Annotated in this window: 12 protein-coding genes and 2 pseudogenes; 5 read left to right on the forward strand and 9 right to left on the reverse strand. The window is 70.3% G+C overall.

Translation table 11 applies throughout. The features are described from left to right. Positions 1-86 precede the first annotated feature (86 nt). On the forward strand, positions 87-788 hold the full coding sequence (locus ACP4J3_RS35220) for a nucleotidyl transferase AbiEii/AbiGii toxin family protein (protein WP_426540374.1): 702 nt from the start codon (positions 87-89) through the stop codon (positions 786-788). A gap of 13 nt (positions 789-801) precedes the next feature. Here ACP4J3_RS35220 and ACP4J3_RS35225 read toward each other — a convergent pair whose 3' ends face one another. Further along, on the reverse strand, positions 802-1,212 hold the full coding sequence (locus ACP4J3_RS35225) for a hypothetical protein (protein WP_426540375.1): 411 nt from the start codon (positions 1,210-1,212) through the stop codon (positions 802-804). A gap of 214 nt (positions 1,213-1,426) precedes the next feature. Here ACP4J3_RS35225 and ACP4J3_RS35230 point away from each other — a divergent pair, with 214 nt between their 5' ends. Then, positions 1,427-2,842: a VCBS repeat-containing protein gene (locus ACP4J3_RS35230; RefSeq protein WP_426540376.1), complete on the forward strand. Its 1,416-nt coding sequence runs from the start codon at positions 1,427-1,429 to the stop codon at positions 2,840-2,842. A gap of 516 nt (positions 2,843-3,358) precedes the next feature. Here ACP4J3_RS35230 and ACP4J3_RS35235 read toward each other — a convergent pair. Together ACP4J3_RS35235 and aspS are read right to left on the reverse strand one after the other, a co-directional pair. Further along, positions 3,359-4,285 (reverse strand): intradiol ring-cleavage dioxygenase, encoded by a 927-nt coding sequence (locus ACP4J3_RS35235; protein ID WP_426540377.1) that lies wholly within the window; start codon positions 4,283-4,285, stop codon positions 3,359-3,361. A 127-nt stretch (positions 4,286-4,412) separates the two neighbouring features. Then, positions 4,413-6,176 (reverse strand): aspartate--tRNA ligase, encoded by a 1,764-nt coding sequence (gene aspS / locus ACP4J3_RS35240; protein ID WP_426540378.1) that lies wholly within the window; start codon positions 6,174-6,176, stop codon positions 4,413-4,415. Positions 6,177-6,348: 172 nt separating this feature from the next. On the opposite strand from aspS, the gene ACP4J3_RS35245 reads away from it, so the two are divergent. Next, on the forward strand, positions 6,349-8,508 hold the full coding sequence (locus ACP4J3_RS35245) for an ATP-binding SpoIIE family protein phosphatase (protein ID WP_426540379.1): 2,160 nt from the start codon (positions 6,349-6,351) through the stop codon (positions 8,506-8,508). Here the strand turns inward: ACP4J3_RS35245 and ACP4J3_RS35250 are convergent. Further along, positions 8,451-9,536 (reverse strand): AI-2E family transporter, encoded by a 1,086-nt coding sequence (locus ACP4J3_RS35250; protein WP_426540380.1) that lies wholly within the window; start codon positions 9,534-9,536, stop codon positions 8,451-8,453. The two genes, ACP4J3_RS35245 and ACP4J3_RS35250, sit on opposite strands and share 58 nt — an antisense overlap. Before the next feature lie 149 nt (positions 9,537-9,685). Between ACP4J3_RS35250 and ACP4J3_RS35255 the strand changes: the two genes are divergently transcribed. Then, entirely contained in the window at positions 9,686-11,140 is a 1,455-nt protein-coding gene (locus tag ACP4J3_RS35255; protein WP_426540381.1) for an FAD-binding oxidoreductase, read from the forward strand. A gap of 113 nt (positions 11,141-11,253) precedes the next feature. Here the strand turns inward: ACP4J3_RS35255 and ACP4J3_RS35260 are convergent. From ACP4J3_RS35260 to ACP4J3_RS35275, 4 genes and pseudogenes are all read right to left on the reverse strand, one after another. After that, positions 11,254-11,665 (reverse strand): annotated as a pseudogene (locus ACP4J3_RS35260) (hypothetical protein); the annotation flags it as partial. Between the two features lie 30 nt (positions 11,666-11,695). Continuing rightward, positions 11,696-12,304, reverse strand: a complete 609-nt coding sequence (locus tag ACP4J3_RS35265; RefSeq protein ID WP_426540382.1) for a class I SAM-dependent methyltransferase — start codon at positions 12,302-12,304, stop codon at positions 11,696-11,698. Positions 12,305-12,391: 87 nt separating this feature from the next. Further along, positions 12,392-13,303: a phosphotransferase family protein gene (locus ACP4J3_RS35270; protein ID WP_426540383.1), complete on the reverse strand. Its 912-nt coding sequence runs from the start codon at positions 13,301-13,303 to the stop codon at positions 12,392-12,394. A gap of 77 nt (positions 13,304-13,380) precedes the next feature. Then, complete coding sequence (locus tag ACP4J3_RS35275) at positions 13,381-14,055, reverse strand: hypothetical protein (RefSeq protein ID WP_426540384.1); 675 nt, start codon at positions 14,053-14,055, stop codon at positions 13,381-13,383. A gap of 225 nt (positions 14,056-14,280) precedes the next feature. On the opposite strand from ACP4J3_RS35275, the pseudogene ACP4J3_RS35280 reads away from it, so the two are divergent. Beyond that, positions 14,281-15,568: pseudogene (locus ACP4J3_RS35280) on the forward strand (tetratricopeptide repeat protein); the annotation flags it as partial. Between the two features lie 504 nt (positions 15,569-16,072). Here the strand turns inward: ACP4J3_RS35280 and ACP4J3_RS35285 are convergent. Next, positions 16,073-17,044 (reverse strand): pirin family protein, encoded by a 972-nt coding sequence (locus tag ACP4J3_RS35285; RefSeq protein ID WP_426540385.1) that lies wholly within the window; start codon positions 17,042-17,044, stop codon positions 16,073-16,075. Between the last annotated feature and the right edge of the window lie 95 nt (positions 17,045-17,139).

Raw genomic sequence — 17,139 nt, forward strand, 5'->3', positions numbered from 1 at the left:
CCGACAGGACGTGAGGTGAACTACACCTGTACGGCGGCATGTTGGCGTCCGGCTGATGCGGACGCGACCGCGATAATCGGCGCACCATGCTCCCGCTCCCGCCCCCGCCCCCGCCGCCGCGCGATCTGCTGACCGACATCCTCACGGTCGGCGCCCGCTACCCGCTCGTCCTGGCCGGTGACTGCGCGGTCCGGGCGCACGGTCTGGCCCCGGGACCCGCTCGGGAGACGGTGCCCCTGGAGTTGGCGACGGAAAGCCCCGAGCCCATGGACCGGATCGCGGCCATGGTCCGCCACGGCCTGACGGAACGCGGCCTGCGGGTACGCCCCCTGGAGACCGACCCGCTCTCCGCCCGCCTGCTCGTCACGGACCCCGGCACGGGTGAGGAACGTACGGTCGACCTCCTGAAGGAAACGCTCTGGCGCCCGCCGGTCATCACCGACCTCGGCCCGGCGCTCGCTCTCGAGGACCTCATCGGCACGAAGGTCCGCGCCCTCACCGACCGCGGCGCCGCCCGCGACCTGATCGACGTCCACGCCGCCGCCGCCCACTTCAGCTTCCCCGATCTGGAGGAACTGGGCCGCCGTCACGCGTGGGACGAACTGGACCTGGCCGACCTCCAGTCCCGCCTGGAGGCGACGGAACTCCTGGACGACCGGGAGTTCACCGCGCGGGGCCTCGCCGAGGAGTCGGTGCCGGTACTGCGCGGGTGGGCCCGGGCGTGGGCCGACGACATCGCGGAGCGGCTGCTGGAGGAGGAGGCACTCAGACCGCCGGCGGAGGAGTGACGTCGGTCGGCACTCATCCCGTCGGTACGACGTCTCGGGCGGCCCGGCCCGGAGGCGGCGGTGGCGGGCCGGGGTCGAGGCCCAGGGCGGTGCGGGCCGAGCGGATGTGGTCCAGGCCCTCCATCGCCGTGGCTGTCACCTCGACGTACTCGGGGGCGGTGTGGGCGGCCCGGAGCCGGGCCCGGGCGGTGTGGAGGCGTTCGGAGGCGTCCGCCAGGGCTCGGGTCACGCTCTGGTCGGCGCCTGCCCAGGTCCGCGGGTCGAGGGTGGACAGGCTGCCGCCGAGCCGTACGACCCAGCGGTTGGCCTCGACCTCAGCGTCCAGGTCGGACGGGCCCTGCGCCCGGTAGGACCGCCGGAGCGCCACGGCTGCTGCCACTGCTCCGGCAATCGGCAACAGGGACAGCACGATGGTGAAGGCCATGGCGTCCTCCTTCGACGGTTCAGTGATCGGTCGCCTCATGACATCCGCCAGGACATCGCCTTCCTCTGTGCGCGTCCCGCGAGGACTCTGTGCCGTGCCCATGAGATGCTCCGGAGAACCTTGAGGCGCCCGGGGGCAATGATCCCCGGGCGCCTTTACACTTCCCGCGTGTTGTCGGCGCACAGGTGATGCGTCTGGGGTGGAGGGGACTCACATGGGCAGATGGAGCACGTCCGCGTTCGTCGTCGTCGGTCTGATCGGGGGGATGCTGCTGCCCGCCGGCCCCGCGACCGCCGTGCACGGCGCGGTCCCCGGTGACTTCAACCGCGACGGATACCGCGACGCCGTCCTGCCCGCACCCGGCGCGAACGTCTCCGGCAAGGAGGCCGCGGGCGCCGTCGTCGTCCTGTACGGCTCGGCCTCCGGCCTGTCGGCGACCCGCCGCAAGACCATCACACAGAACACCTCGGGGGTCCCGGGCACGAGTGAGGCGTACGACCGCTTCGGCGCCGCCACCGCCACGGCGGACCTGAACCGGGACGGGTATGCCGACCTGGTGGTCTCCACGCCGTACGAGGACACGGCCGATGGCAGGAACGCGGGGCTGGTGACGGTGCTGTGGGGCAGCAGCGGCGGTCTCACGAGCGGGACCAACCTGCCGACGCCGAGTGGCGCCCCGACGTACTACGGCCTGGACGTGGCCGCGCTCAGCACCGGCGCGGGCGCGAAGACCCAGGTCGCGGTCGCCGGATACGACGGATCGGTGCTCTTCCAGGGGCCGTTCAGCCGCACGGGCACCTTCGGTTCGGCCACGTTCAACCAGGCCACCCCCTCCGTGGAGACCGTCGCGCTCGGCGACTTCGACGGGAACACCACGCCGAACCGGGTCGTCGTCACCACCCGCCTGAGCGGACTCTCCGGCGGCGAGGTCCACATCGATCCCGTGTTCCCGCCGACCCCCCTGAAGGCCGGCAACGGTCTCATCGCCGCCACGGGCGACATCAACGGCGACGGCTACGCCGATCTCGCGGTCGGCGACCCGGACGAACCCGAAGTCGCGGGCGCCGACGGCGCGTCGGGCGGGCGGGTGCTGGTCTGGTACGGCTCGGCGACGGGCATCGCGGCCGACGCGCGGCCCGTGCAGATCACGCAGAACACCTCCTCGGTCCCCGGCGCGAGCGAGAAGGGCGACGCCTTCGGCGGTTCCCTGGCCGTGGCCGACCTCAACCGGGACGGACTGGCCGACCTCGTGGTCGGCACGCCCTACGAGGCACTCGGTACCAAGCGCCGGGCGGGAATGGTGACCGTGATCCCGGGCCGCGCCTCGGGAGCGCTCGGCAGCGGCTCGTACGCCTTCACCCAGGACACCTCCGGCGTGCCCGGCGCTTCCGAGACCGACGATGCCTTCGGTACGACGGTCGCCGCCGGGGACGTGAACAAGGACGGCAGGCCCGAGTTGTTCGTCGGCTCGGCGCAGGAGAACAACTTCACCGGCGCCGTCTGGGTGTTCCCCGGCGGCTCCACGCGCCCGACGGCCACCAACAGCCGCTTGTTCACGGCGAACACCGTCGGCCTCACCCAGCAGCACGGCACGCTCCTCGGCGGGAACGGTCTGCTCTGGGTGATCTGACCGCGGTCACGCCCGTGTCGCCGCCGTCTCCGAGGCCGGGACGGCGGCCGTCCGCGACCGGCGGATGAACGCCACGCCGCACACCGCGAGAACGGAGGCGGCGGAGAGGGTGTACAGGCCCCCGTTGGTGCTGCCCGTGGTGTCCTGGAGGAACAGCGTGGCCGCGCACTAGGGCGGCGGTCCGGGGCGCGGTCGGTGAAGTGGGCCATCGTGTACCCGGTGAGGGCATCGCGAAGAACACCGCGGTCAGCAGGGCGACCTGGGGGTGGAGGACCAGCTTCAGCCGGGATGTCCTCGGGGCCCGGTCACGCGCCTCCTCGTCCCGGGCGATCGCCTGGCCGAGCGTGTCCTTCTCCTCCTCGCTCCAGCGCGAACATCCAGCGCCAGCCGGCGATCCCGCCCGCCCCGCGCTCGCCGGCCCCGGCTGGAGTCGGGCAGCCACTGGGTGAAGTCCATACATGTGATCGCGGGGCGGATGTGCGCGCACATCCGCCCCGCGTCCCGTACGTCCGCCGGTCAGGTTCCGGTGTTGGTGGCCTCGGGGTCGACGCCCATCGTGATCGTCGCGACGACGCCCTTCGCGATGTCGTTCTTCCGGTACTTCAGCTTCAGCAGGCCGCCCTCGGTCCCGTTGTCCGGGTAGATGGTGTCCTCGTCGAGCGTGGTGCGGGTGGCGGTGTTGGTGGAGTACGGCTCCACCTCCGCGGAGGCCAGCACGCTCTCCTCGTCGAAGAAGAGCTGACCGGTGTGGCAGGTGTTGCCGCCCTCGTACCCCGCGTCCGTCCAGGTGCCGTTCACATGCACCTTGGTGTGGATGTGGACGCAACGGCCCTGGTACCAGCCGGGGAAGACCGTCTTGAAGACCACCTGGCCGTTCTTGTCCGACTTCCACGTGCCGCGCAGATAGCGCTCGTCGTCCGTCGGCTCCTCGTGGACGCCGCCGCCTCCGCCACCCGGCTCACCCGACGGCTCACCGGACGGGGGCTCGCCCGTCGGCTCACCGGACGGCGGGGTACCGCCCCCGCCACCACCGCCGCCGCTGCCCATCGACTCATAGCCCGAGTACACGCCCAGCGCGTTGCAGTGCCAGATGTCGACCGCGGCGTTCCTGATCGGCTTGCAGGTCTCGGAGTCGATCACCTTGAGGCGGAGGGTGAGCGGGATGCCCTCCTGGTCCTCGGTCACGTCCTGGCGGAGCTTGTCCGCGTCGATGTAGTAGGGACCTTCCGTGGTCTCCGAGGTGAGCTGGTAACAGGCCTCACCGGCGCTGCCGCTCGCCGAGGCCTTGGCGCCCGTCGCGCTCTTCTCACCCGCGAAGGCGCCGGACACGAGGGTGCCGCCCACACCCACCGCGACCGCGGCGCCCGCGCCGGCCGCCATGACCTTGCGCCGCGTGAGGTCCTTCTTGTGTTTCGGCCCTTCGGCCGTCTGGTTTCCCGTCATGGGCAAGGAAGTTAGGGACGGCGCCTGTCAGGAGCATGAGTAAGAGCTGGGTGAGAGCCCTGCATGCACCCCGCAAACGAAAGTGGCTCGGAACCGACGACGGTTCCGAGCCACTCCAGTGCCGGGGCTACTTCGGCTGCGGCTTGCGCACCGACAGGTGCAGTTCCTTCAGCCGCGCCTCCTCCAGCTCCGTCGGCGCGCCCATCATCAGGTCCTGGGCGTTGCCGTTGAGCGGGAAGGCGATGGTCTCGCGAATGTTCGGCTCGTCCGCGAGGAGCATGACGATACGGTCGACGCCGGGCGCGATGCCGCCGTGCGGCGGGGCGCCGAAGCGGAAGGCGCGCAGCATGCCGGCGAACTTCTCCTCGACGGTCTCGCGGTCGTAGCCCGCGATCTCGAAGGCCTTCAGCATGATCTCGGGCTCGTGGTTCCGGATCGCGCCGGAGGACAGCTCGACGCCGTTGCAGACGATGTCGTACTGCCAGCCGAGGATGTCCAGCGGGTCCTGGGTCTGAAGGGCCTCCAGGCCGCCCTGCGGCATGGAGAAGGGGTTGTGCGAGAAGTCGATCGCGCCGGTGTCCTCGTCCTTCTCGTACATCGGGAAGTCGACGATCCAGCAGAACCGGAAGACGCCCTCCTCGAAGTGCCCGGCCCGCTTGGCGGCCTCGACCCGCACCGCGCCCATGATCTTCGAGACCTCGTCGAACTCGCCCGCCCCGAAGAACACGGCGTGACCGGCCTCCAGGCCGAGGCGCTCGGTGAGGACCTTGACGTTCTCCTCGGTGAGGAACTTGGCGATCGGGCCGGTGAGCGACCCGTCCTCGGTCACCCGCACCCAGGCCAGGCCCTTGGCGCCCTGCGAGACCGCGAAGTCACCGAGCTGGTCGAAGAACTTGCGGGGCTGGTCCTGCACGGCCGGCACGGGCAGCGCGCGCACATGCTTGCCGGCGAACGCCTTGAACTCCGAGCCCTCGAAGACGTCGGTGATGTCGACGAGTTCCAACTGCGCACGCAGGTCGGGCTTGTCGGAGCCGTACTTCAGCATCGCCTCGCGGAACGGGATCCGCGGGAACGGCGACGTGACGTGGCGGCCGTTGCCGAACTCCTCGAACAGCTCGGTCATCAGCTTCTCGACCGGCTGGAAGACGTCCTCCTGCTCGACGAAGCTCATCTCGATGTCGAGCTGGTAGAACTCGCCCGGCGAGCGGTCCGCGCGCGCGTCCTCGTCACGGAAGCAGGGCGCGATCTGGAAGTAGCGGTCGAAGCCGGAGATCATCAGCAGCTGCTTGAACTGCTGCGGCGCCTGCGGCAGGGCGTAGAACTTGCCCGGGTGCAGACGGGAGGGGACGACGAAGTCGCGGGCGCCCTCGGGGGAGGTCGCGGACAGGATCGGCGTCGCCATCTCGTTGAAGCCGAGCGCCGTCATCTTGTGACGAATGGCGCTGATCACCGACGTACGCAGCAGGATGTTGCGGTGCATGCGCTCGCGCCGCAGGTCCAGGAAGCGGTACTCAAGGCGCCGCTCCTCGTTGACCCCGTCCTCGGTGTTGATCGTGAACGGCAGCGGGGCGGCCGCGCCGAGCAGCTCGACCTCGCCGACCTCGACCTCGACCTCGCCGGTGGGCAGGTCGGGGTTGATGTTCTCGGTGCCGCGGGAGACGACCTTGCCGTCGATCCGGACCGTGGACTCCTTGGAGAGCTTGTCCAGGGCCTCGTAGGCGGGCGTGCCGGGACGGGCGACGAGCTGCGTGATGCCGTAGTGGTCGCGCAGATCGATGAAGAGGATGCCGCCCAGGTCGCGCCGATTGTGCAGCCAGCCACTCAGCCGGACGTCGGTACCGACGTCAGAGGAGCGGAGCTCGCCGCAGGTGTGGGACCTGTACCGATGCATCGTCGTTCATCCAGCCTTCGCGGATCGGGGTCTGTGTCTCACGGCCGGTGTTTCACGTGAAACTCCCCCAAGCCTACCGGGCACCCCAAGATCGCCTCCCCACCATTATTGACCAGGTGCCCCGTACAGCTTCGGTGGCAGGGTCCGAACACCTCTTCCTAAAGTGGAGCGCATGCGCACTGGTGAGCCCCTGCCCGCCGTGGGGGAGGTTCTCGCCGCCCTCGCGACCGGACTGTGGCACTGGAACACCGCCACGGGACTGGTCACGGTCGACGCGGAGGCGGCACGGCTGCTCGGGCTGCCCGCCGAGCAGGCCACGCTCAGCCAGGCCCAGGTGCGCTCCCGACTGCATCCGGTGGACTGGAACGAGATCAGCGGGGTCATCCAGCTGGCCGTCGCCGAGGGCACGCTCGGCGAGGTACGGGTCCGGATCATGGACGGGCGGGGCCGGGTCGTCCGGGTCGGCCGCAGCCGCTTCCACGCCTCCTTCGACCGCAAGAAGCGGGCGTACGAGGTCACCGGCTCCCTCCAGGAGGTCACCGAGCCGGTGCCGGGCACCTCCGCGGGGCGCACGGCGGTCACCGGCGACTGGCGGCGCTCACGGGAGGCGTTCCTGCTGGACGCGGGCCGGGCGCTGGCCGAGGCGCGGTCGACCGAGGAGGTGCTGCGGGTCGCGGCCGGACTGTCGATGCCCGGCTTCTCCCCGGACGGGCTGGCGGTGTTCGGCGTCACGGGCGACCGCCTGACGATCATCGGCCACCACGGCCATCAGCCCGGCGACGAGGACCCCTTCACACATATGGCCCTGGACACGGACTACCCGGCGGCCGAGGTGGTCCGCACCGGCCGTGCCGTCTATCTCTCCTCGCCCGACAAGTACAAGGACCGCTACCCGCTCACCTGGCCGCTCGCCGCGCACTTCAACCGGCAGTCGTGGGCGTTTCTGCCGCTGACCGTGGCCGGCCGCACGATGGGCGCCTGGATGGCGGCGTTCACCTATCCGGTCGCCTTCACCCCGGACGAGCGCTCCGTGCTGACGACGGTGGCCCGCATGCTCGCCCAGGCCCTCTCGCGCGCCGAGGCCGCCGAGTCCGCGCGGGAGCTGACGGACGGCCTCCAGCGCTCGATGCTGCCCCAGCTCGGCCCCGAGATACCGGGCATGGGCGTCGCCGCGCGCTATGTCCCGACCGGCGGCGGGCTCCAGGTCGGCGGCGACTGGTACGACATGATCCCGCTGCCCAACGGCCGCTTCGCCCTGGTCATCGGCGACGTCCAGGGCCATGACGTACGGGCGGCGGGCCTGATGGGCCAGCTCCGTATCGCCCTGCGCGCCTACGCCTCCGAGGGCCACCGCCCCGACGCCGTGCTCTCCCGCGCCTCGCGCTTCCTGCACGGGATGACGTTCGGCGCCCTCGACGAGGACCCCTCCGACCTGCGCTTCGCGACCTGTCTGTATGTCGAGGTCGACCCCACGACCGGCCTGCTGGACATCGCCCGCGCCGGCCACCCGGACCCGGCGATCCGCATGGTCGACGGCACGGTGCTGGCCCGCCCGACGGCCGGCGGTCTCCCCCTCGGCATCGACCCGGACGCCGACTACCCGACGACCAGGATCACCCTGGAACCCGGCGAGACCATGCTGATCTGCACGGACGGCCTGATCGAGACCGGCGGCCACGACCTGGAGACCGGCTGGAAGCGCATCCGCTCGATCCTGGAGGAACACGACGGCAACCTGGAGGCGCTCGCCGACGCCCTGGTCCAGGCCGTCCACGGCCCCTCCTCGCACCACACCACCGGCCCGCTCGCCGACCGGCGCGAGGACGACATAGCGGTGCTGCTGCTGACCCGGCAGGACGACGGCTGCGGCTGTGGCGAGACGGTGGCCGTGCGGCCGCCGATCCGGCGCACCGTGATGTCGGTCGCGCAGGCCGAGCCGGAGCGGGTCGCGGTGGCCCGGCAGCAACTGCGGGAGCTGCTGCACGACTGGGCCTGGGAGGACCAGGTCGACTCGGCGGTGCTGCTGCTGTCCGAGACGCTGACGAACGTCCTCGTCCACACCGACGCCGACGCCCTGCTCCTCGCCGAGGTGCGCGGCGAGCCGGGTGATCGCCGGATGCGGGTCGAGGTCACCGACAACAGCGACGACCTGCCGCACAAGCGCAGCCCCGGGGAGCTGGCGTCGTCCGGGCGGGGCCTAATGCTGATCGAGCTGCTGGCCCAGGCGTGGGGGGTGGACCCTCGCGGCGAGGGCAAGAGCATCTGGTTCGAGCTCTACGAGTCCGAGGGCGCCGCCGGTTCGGCCGGCGCGGCGGGCGTGGCGCTGCCGTAGCGCTCCCGCAGTTCGCGTACGACGCCGAAGACGGCGGCGGTGAGCGGTACCGCGAGCAGCATGCCGAGGATCCCGGCCACGGAGGCCCCCGCGGTGATCGCCACCATGACGACGGCGGGATGCATCTGCACGGTCCGGCTCTGGACCACGGGCTGCAGCACATGCCCCTCCAGCATCTGCACGGCGAGCACCACCCCCAGCACCCACAGCGCGATGACGAACCCCCGGTCGGCGAGCGCCACCAGCACGGCGACCGCCCCCGAGATGAAGGCGCCGAGATAGGGGATGTAGGCCCCGACGAAGACGAGCGCACCGAGCCCCGCCGCACCCGGGACGTCGAGGACGAGCAGGCCGACGGTGATGAAGAGGGCGTCGATGAGGGCGATGACGGTGGTCCCCCGCATGAACCCCTCCACGGCCTGGAACGCCCGCCGGGCCATGGCCTCCACGACGTCCCCGCTCCGCCCCGGAACGACGGACCGCAGAACACCGACGGCCTGATCGGAGTCCCGCAGAAAGAAGAAGACCAGTAACAGGGCGAGCACCGCGATGGCGATGGTCTCGCCCACGACGCTGACCCCGCTGATGACCCCGGAGGCGGCCGTGCCGCCGAACCTGGTGAGCAGCTCTTTGGCATTGGAGGCGAGGTCGTCCAGTGAGGTCCCGGCCGCCCCGAAGTGCTCGGTGAGATCCTGGCCCGCCCGCCTGAGCGAGGCGACGATCTCCTCACCGCTGTCCACGATCGCGGCGACGACGATATACACGGCCCCGCCGACAACAGCCACGACAGCGACGCAGGTGAGCCCGGCGGCGACGGACCGATTCACCTTGGCCTTCACCAGCCGCCGGTACAGCGGCCCGAGCAGCGCCGTCCCCAGCAGCGCGAGCAGCACGGGCACGACGGCCGTACGGAACTCCACGGCCAGCCGGATGCCGACGTAGACGACCCCGGCGACGAGCAGCACGACGACACACCAGGCGGCGAGCCGCCGGACAGGGCCGGGGAGCAGCGGGGTGGGGGCCTGCACGGTTCCAGCGGATCACGGGCGGGGCGAAGCTGTCGTGTGCGGGCGGACCGGGTGGGTGACGGGGACGCTCTGCTGCTCGCCAAGCCCTCGGGCCGTCGCTGTGCCAGGCTGGAAGAGGGCCCGCCGACCTAGTGAGGGGTGAGGGTCTCATGGACGCCGCCACGGCCGCCGTACCGCTGGACGCGGCGGCATACCGGGAGCTGGAGAACTCCTTCCACGGGCGGCTGGTACGGCCGGACGACCCCGCCTACGACGAGGCGCGGAAGATCTGGAACGGCTCCATCAGCAAGTTCCCGGCCCTCATCGCGTACTGCACGGGCGTCGCCGACGTCGTCGCGGCGCTGCGCTGCGCGCGCCTGACCGGCCTGCCGCTCGCCGTACGCAGCGGCGGCCACAGCTTCCCGGGTCAGTCGGTGTGCGACGGCGGGCTGGTCATCGACCTGTCGCCGATGAAGGGCATCCGTGTCGACCCCGAGTCCCGCACCGCCCGCGCACAGGCCGGGGTGCTGCTCGGCGCGCTCGACCGGGAGACGCAGCATTTCGGGATGGCGGTGCCCGCCGGGATCGTGACCCACACCGGGCTCGCCGGGCTGACCCTCGGCGGCGGTATCGGCTGGCTCATGCGCCGATACGGACTCACGATCGACCAGATGCTGTCCGTGGACCTGGTGACCGCGGACGGCGCGTTCCTGACGGCGAGCGAGCGGCACGAGCCCGGACTCTTCTGGGGCGTGCGCGGCGCGGGCGGCAACTTCGGAGTGGTTACCGAGTTCGAGTTCCGACTCAACCCGGTGGGGCCGACGGTGCTCGCCGGGCCGATCTTGTGGCCCATGGAGGACGCGCCGGAGGTGCTGCGCTTCTACCGCGACTGGATCACCGACATTCCGGACGACCTGATGACGATCGTCGTGCTGCGCAAGGCACCCCCGCTCCCGGTCGTCCCGCCCGAGCTGCACGGCCGCCGCATCATCACCGTGATCAGCTGCTACGCGGGGGACGTCGAGGCCGGCGAGCAGGTCGTACGGCCACTGCGGGCCTTCGGCAGGCCACTGCTGGACCTGTGCGCGCCCAAGCCCTTCCTGCAACACCAGGCCATGTTCGACCCGTCCTTCCGCCCCGGCTGGTGGTACTACTTCCGGTCCTGTGACGTCGACCGGCTCTCCGACGACGTCATCGACTCCACCACCGCACACGCCACACGGGTCGCCTCGCCGCTGTCGACCTGCGGGATGTTCCACCTCGGCGGCGCCGTGGCCCGCGTGGGCGAGGACGACACCGCGTTCGGTGGCCGCGGCGGAGGCCATACGTTCAACATCAACGGCAACTGCACCTCGGCCGAGGGCTTCGCCGAGGAACGCGCGTGGGTGCGCGACACCTGGTCGGCGCTGAAACCCCATCACTCCGGTGTCTACGTCAACTTCCTCATGGACGAGGGCGAAGAGCGGATCCGGCAGGCGTACGGCGCGGACAAGTTGCGGCGGCTGCGCGCCCTCAAGCGTGAGTTCGACCCCACGAACCTTTTCCGCTCCAACCAGAACATCGCCCCGGGAGAGCCCGCACAGTTCACACCGCCGGCGCCACCCGCACCGCCCCCCGCGCGCTGAACTTACAGTTCACCCTCGGACGACATGCCGTGCACGGCCGGGATCGTGCCCAGCCGGCCTTTCTGGAAGTCCTCGAAGGCCTGCATGCGTTCGTCCTTGGTCCGCACGAAGAGCAGCCGCCCAGCCCACGCTCGGGCTTCGGCCAGGTGTTCAGCCTGCAGCCCGGCACGGGGATCAGGTTGTACCAGGAGGGTCGCCGCGCCAGCCGTTGGGGTGGCTTGTTGTGATCTTGGGGCGTGGGAGATCGACGTGCGGCAGGCGTGGGAGGCCGAGGAGCGGGCCGATGAGCGTGGTGGCGTCCTGGCGCCAGCTGGTGCACCAAACGGGGGTGACCATGCCGGTACGGATCACTTCCATGAGCATGGGGCCATGGGCAAGGTCGAGCCAGATGGTGACCGGGTCGTCGGCGCTGCGGCCGGTGGGGACGACGTCGTGGCGGGCGTGGGTGGCTGGGGTCGAGCCGTCCGCGTCGGGGAAAGGTACGAGGACGCCGTCGATGTCGAGGAGCAGGTAGGGCGGGCGCATCGGATTCTCCCAGGGGAGCCGGGGTGAGGGTCAGAGTTTGCGCGCGGTGATCAGCAAGGTGGTGGGCCAATGGCCTCCGTGGCGGGCGTCGTGGAATTCCTGAGCTGAGGTGAGCCAGAGACCGGAGCCGTCGAGGTGTTTCTCCCAGCGGTCGGCGTCGAAGTCCCAGCGGGCGATGGGTAGTCGGGTGCAGTCGGGGAGGGTGACGTAGTCGCGGCGCGGTCGGTCGTCGGTGGCCGAGCGGAGGCCCCCGCGCTGCGGGTGGGGTACGGAGAAGGCGAGAGTGCGGCCGGATTTGAGGTGCTGGGCGATGGCCGGGAGCAGGAGTTCGGGGGCGACGAGCCCAATGGCGCCGAAGACGGAGTAGACCGCGTCGAATTGCTCGTCGGAGGCTTGTAGGTAGTGCAGGGCATGGCCGGCGACGAAGGTCAGGTTGTTCAGTCGGCCGTAGTGCGAGCGGGCTCGGCGGACTTGGAGGCCGACGAGGTCGACGCCGGTGACCTTGGCGCCGTAGCGGGTGGCGAGGTGGGCGGCGTTGTGGCCGGGGCCGCAGCCGAGTTCCAGCAGTCGTTTGCGGCGCAGGTCCGGGCCGAGGATCTCGGCGCCGGGCCCGGTGCCCGGCCGCGTCGTCCACTCCATCCGCGCGGGGACCGACAGCGGCTCGGCGGGGCTGGCCGTGGTGCGTTGCAGGGCGTGGACACACCAGGGGGAAGCATGGGCGAGCTGCTAGACCTCCAGGAGGTGGAGGACGTCGGTGAGGTGGCGGCGTACGGCCTTGATGTAGGCGGGGTCGGTGGCCGGGTCATTGATCCAGCGGATCGACTGCTCCATGAACCACTCGACGGCCCACATGCGATGCCAGCCCAGGGCCCAGTTCTCGGCGGTGAGCCCGCCGCGCTGGGTGAGGGCGTCGGGGGTGCCGCCGGCGGTGACGTATTGCTCCAGAAAGACCCGCAGGCGTACGGGGTCGGGGGTGTCGAGGGTGCCGTGCCAGCTGGCGAGGTCGAGCAGGCCGGGGCCGGTGAAGGCGCGGGCGAAGTCCAGCAGCCGCCAGCCGTGCCGGCCGATGTGGAGGCTGGTGGGGTGGAACTCGGAGTGCACCCAGCCGAACGGAGCCACTGTGGCACCGGCCGAGCGGGTCCCCGCGGCCTGGGTAATTCGATCGAGCGCGTCCTCGACGTCGTCCGCCTCCTGCCACCGGTCGGCCTTGCGGAGTCGGGCGAGGTGCTCCAGGGCCCGGTTTGGCAGCGTGCGGAGGCGGGCCTGGTCGAGGACGGGCAGTGCGGGTGCCGTGCGGGTGCCGTGCAGGACTACGGCCGCGGCGGTGCCATCGAGGTCGTCGGCGTCGCGGACGGCGGGGGCGAGGTCCTCCATGAGCATGCCGAGCCAGCCGTCCAGGACGGCGGAGGCGTGGAGCTGTGGGACGGGAACGCCGAGCGTGCGCGCCAGACGGAGAGCTTGATCCTCGCTGTCGAAGGGCTGCTTCGCGTACTTGAAGATCGCGGTGGTGGAGTCGGGGAAGGTCAGGCGCTCGACGCCGGACATGGACCACACGCGCACCTCCTCGCGCACGGCGGTGGTGCGGCCGGCCATGGTGAGCAGGTTGTCGAGGAGTTCGGCGCTGGGGTTCGCGGTCACGTGGGGGCTCCAAGGAGGTTGGGGGCGTCCGGGGCGGGCGAGCCGTGTCGGCCCGCCCCGGAGCCTGGTGTGCGGTGTTACGCGGCTGGGCTCACGCGGTGGGCGTAGACCTGCTCGATCCATCCGGCCTTGAAGGCCGCGAGGTCGTCACGGAAGGCGGCCATCGACGCACCGTAGGGCGCGACGACGCCGCCGGTCTGGTCCGGCACGGACTGGCAGCCGTGCACGAGCCGGCCGCCGAGGGCGGCGTGGGCCTTGATGGACTCGATGCGGCGGTGTTCGTTGAACCAGCCGCCGTGGTAGACCTCGTCGAGCATGCCGCCCAGCTCGTCGCTCATGTCGAAGACGACGGAGGAGGCGGCGGGGAAGAACCAGCACGGGCCGACGTTGGAGATGTGTCCGTCCAGCTCCACCTTGTTCAGCGCCATCAGCGTGGCCGCCTGGCGCAGCATCCGGAGGTGCTCGGCGGTGATCTGCGGCAGGCCGAGGCCGGCGAGGTGTTCGTCGCGGAACAGGTACGCGTACACCGCGTGGGCGGTGGACAGTACGTGGGCGGCGTCCGAGGTGGACTCGGCGTGGGCCTTGATGAAGTCCAGTGCGAGCTGCTCGACGGCGCTTTCAGTGGTCTCCTGCACCTCCAGGAGCATGGCGACGCTCCGGCCGTCGACCTGGATGCCGGGCAGGCGGCTCCAGCGCTCGTCGAATGCCTCGGGCAGTACGACCGTGATGGCCGCGGTGTCGATGGTGGTCACCGTGTCTCCGTCTCTGATCGGCCGGGTTCGGGCACAGGAATGCCCGAACCCGGTGTAGGCGTACGGAACTTCGGGAGCCGCCCGGCCGAAGCGGGGAGCCTGGTCACGGTGTCGGACCGGGACCGGGCGGCTGATGATCAGTGAACTCTTCGTCACGCACAGTGGGTACCGTGAGAGGCAGTTGAAGCGGTATACGCGGTTTACAGCTCCCGAGCGGAGGCGATCGTGGTAGCAGCGCCGAGAGGTCCCAACTCCCGCCTGCGTGACGTCATCGAGGCGATCGGCTGCACCTACGAGGCTCTGGCGAAGGACATCCGGCGTATCGCGGCTGAGAACGGCGAGATACTCCAGACCAACAAGTCGGCCGTCTCGCACTGGGCGAACGGCACACGCCAGCCGACCGGACGGACCGGCCAGTATCTCGCCGAGGCGCTGTCCCGCCGGGCAGCCCGCACCATCACCTTGGCCGAGATCGGCCTTCGCGCATCCGAAGCTGCGGTGTCGGAGGAGCCCGATCCTGTTCTGGCCGCTACCGATCTGGGCCGAGCCGACGTCGAACGCCGCCGGTTCCTTGCCGTCGCTGCCTTCACTACGGCTGGCGTGGCTATGCCTCTCTTCTACGACCACGAGGCCACGGCACGCATGCTGCAGGCCCGCACCGGCAGCTCCCTGGTCGGGATCGAGGACGTGGACGTCGTACGGCAGATCACCGCAGCCTTCAGCGCGGCCGACGAACGCCTCGGCGGAGGCCACGGCCTGACCACCGTCACCGCCTACCTCGCCGACACCGCCGCCCCCATGCTCCGCGGACGCTTCCCGAACGAAGCCTTACGGCAGGCCGCCTTCGGCGCCGTTGCCGAACTCGCATACCTCGCTGGATGGAAGCATCACGACCTCGGCCAAGAAGGCGCCGCCCAGCGCTACTACCAGGTCGGCTACCAACTCGCCTGCGAAGCCGACCCGCGCGGTCACGCCGCCTGGATGATGCGCGCCCTTGCCCACCCAAGCACTGAGCCTCAAACAGCCCCACCACTGCGTCGACCTCGTCGAAGGGGCCCTCACCTGCGGTCTGGGCCACGTCGACGGCCAGACCGAAGCACTGCTGCACATCACTCACGCCCGCGCCTACGCTGCCGTAGGTGAGAGGCCCGCGGCGGCCCGTGCCCTGCTCGCCGCTGAGGATGCCCTCCTGCGTGACGATGGCCCCCAGCCCAGCTACTCCCGAGTCAGTGGCCCGGCCGCCGGCACCGTCGCCAGCCACACCGCCCGCACGCTGACCGACCTGGCCGACCACGTCGGCACCGAACAACAACACCGCGATGCCCTGGTGCGCTGGGATCCCGAGAAGTACAAGCGCGTCCACGCCCTCACCTACGCCGACCTCGGTGACAGCCTTGCTGCCCAGGCCCGCGCCGACCAAGCCGTCGCCGCCTGGGCACAGGCCCTGACCCTGATGGAGGGCATGACCTCCGACCGCACCCGCAAGGCCATCACCTCGCTCCGCTCCACCCTCATGCACGCGAACAGGAGCAGCAGGAAACCCCGAAGGTCACCGAGGAGCGAGACTGGCTCTTGGCCGAACGAGCGAACCTTTGGCACGCACGGCAACAACATCACACCGACAAGCGACACGAACTCGCGCTCGCAGAACGCATGAGGGCGCTCGATGCCCGTATCGCAGAACTGGGGAACAGCGAACGAGCCGAACTTCCCTGCTCCACTTGGCTGCCGCAAGACGGATCAGACCCTGTCGGCCCCGGCTCATGGTGGGATCAAGCCACCCGAGACGACAAGCGCGCCTTCTTCCGCCTGTTCCTGGACCGTGTGGAGGTGTGTAAGGCCTACCGCTACGCGGGTCAAGGCGTACCCATCGAGTCACGCGTCAGCATCACTTGGGCAGGCGGCATCGATCTCGACGTACTGCCGTAGCACCAACGCAGAAAGCAGGAAAGAGCCCGAAGCCGCAAACCCAGTTTGCGGCTTCGGGCCTTGCCCGACCCTGCCAACCTCCGCGCCCTTACAGGCCGCCCTCCGACATCCCGTGCACGGCGGGGATCGTCCCCAGCCGCCCCTTCTGGAAGTCCTCGAACGCCTGCTGGAGTTCCTCCCGGGTGTTCATGACGAACGGGCCGTAATGGGCCATGGGTTCACGGATCGGCCGGCCGCCGAGCAGGACCACTTCCAGGTCGGGTGTGTGGGAGTCCTGCTTCTCGTCCGCTCGGACCGTCAGGGACGAGCCCGCGCCGAAGACCGCCGTCTGACCCAGGTGGACGGGGCGTCGGTCCGTGCCGACCGCGCCGCGCCCGGCCAGGACGTACGCCAGTGCATTGAAGTCCTCACGCCACGGGAGCGTGATCTCCGCGCCCGGCGCAAGCGTCGCGTGGATCATCGTGATCGGCGTGTGCGTGATGCCCGGACCCTGGTGGCCGCCCAGCTCTCCCGCGATCACACGCAGCAGCGCCCCGCCGTCCGGCGAGGTCACGAGCTGGACCTGGCCGCCGCGGATGTCCTGGTAGCGCGGGTCCTTCATCTTGTCCTTGGCCGGCAGGTTGACCCACAGCTGAAGCCCGTGGAACAGCCCACCGGACTTCACCAGCGACTCGGGCGGGGTCTCGATGTGCAGAAGACCCGACCCGGCCGTCATCCATTGGGTGTCCCCATTGGTGATGGTGCCACCACCACCGTTGGAGTCCTGGTGGATGAAGGTGCCGTCGATGATGTACGTGACGGTCTCGAAGCCCCTGTGCGGATGCCAGGGTGTCCCTTTTGGCTCATTCGCCCCATAATCCACCTCGCCCATCTGATCCATCATGATGAACGGGTCGAGGTACTTGTAATTGATCCCGGCGAACGCACGGCGCACCGGGAAGCCCTCGCCCTCGAAACCGCTCGGCGCGGTCGTGACGGCGAGCACGGAACGGGCCACCGCCTCCGCGGGCGCTGCAACACGGGGCAGCGTCAGTGGGTTCTCGACGGTAACTGCGGGCATGTCGGTACCTCCTTGTGCGGGCCAGTTTAGTTGAGCATTGAACTTCTTGCCACCCTCAACAGGAAAAGCCCGGAGGGCATTCCCTCCGGGCCGTT

The sequence above is a fragment of the Streptomyces sp. UG1 genome (genome assembly GCF_049974585.1).
GTDB lineage: Bacteria > Actinomycetota > Actinomycetes > Streptomycetales > Streptomycetaceae > Streptomyces.